Origin of the sequence: Mycobacterium sp. (assembly GCF_008709575.1) — a bacterium.
GTDB lineage: Bacteria > Actinomycetota > Actinomycetes > Mycobacteriales > Mycobacteriaceae > Mycobacterium.
Genome location: NZ_VYIK01000380.1, coordinates 1 through 677, shown reverse-complemented (window position 1 = coordinate 677; position 677 = coordinate 1). Strand labels below are relative to the sequence as shown.

The following is a 677-nucleotide window of genomic DNA, read 5'->3' as shown; positions in this document are numbered from 1 at the left end:
GTCACACCTTTAACTTACAGACCCCACCCGCAGCGTTGCGCGAACAGCTGCCCGGCCTCTACAACGACCGCCTCCTGACGGCATGTGAAGAACTTCCAGAGCCCGAAATGCTCACCAACACAGTCGATGCCACGATCCTGGCGATCAAGACCCTGGCCAAGCGCTGCCGCGAACTCGACACCGAAGCCCAGCGGCTCGCCCAGCACCTCGACGCATCACCGCCACCGCGGCCCCACGGTTGCGTGCCGTCTACGGCGTCGGTCCCGACACCGCCGCCACCATTCTGGCCGCGATCGGCGACAACCCCGAACGGATCAGCAGCGACGCCGCGTTCGCCAAACTCTGCGGGGCCAGCCCGCTGGAAGCCTCCAGCGGCAAAACCGTGCGACACCGACTCAACCGGGGCGGCAACCGCGACGCCAACCGAGCCCTGCACGTCATCCTGGTCGTCCGCCTGCGCCGCCACCAACCCACCCGCGACTACCTGACCAGACGCCTCGCCGAAGGCAAGACGAAAAACGAGATCAAACGGTGCATCAAGCGCTACATCGCCCGCGAAATCTTCCACGCCATCCAGCCACCCAAAACAGCCGCGAAAACCGTTGCGCGAACATAGGAGCATCTGCTATCAAGTCGAGCTACGCGAGGGGTCACACGCCGGCCATCGAGTGGCCTCG

1 protein-coding gene and 1 pseudogene are annotated in these 677 nt (G+C 65.0%); one reads left to right on the top strand and one right to left on the bottom strand.

The window, feature by feature from the left end; genetic code table 11:
* Positions 1–14: 14 nt before the first annotated feature.
* The gene (locus tag F6Q13_RS19070; RefSeq protein ID WP_293059856.1) at positions 15–206 is read right to left on the bottom strand and encodes a hypothetical protein; all 192 of its coding nucleotides are present in this window, start codon (positions 204–206) and stop codon (positions 15–17) included.
* A 50-nt stretch (positions 207–256) separates the two neighbouring features.
* Between F6Q13_RS19070 and F6Q13_RS19065 the strand changes: the two are divergent.
* Positions 257–616 (top strand): annotated as a pseudogene (locus F6Q13_RS19065) (transposase); the annotation flags it as partial.
* Positions 617–677 lie beyond the last annotated feature (61 nt).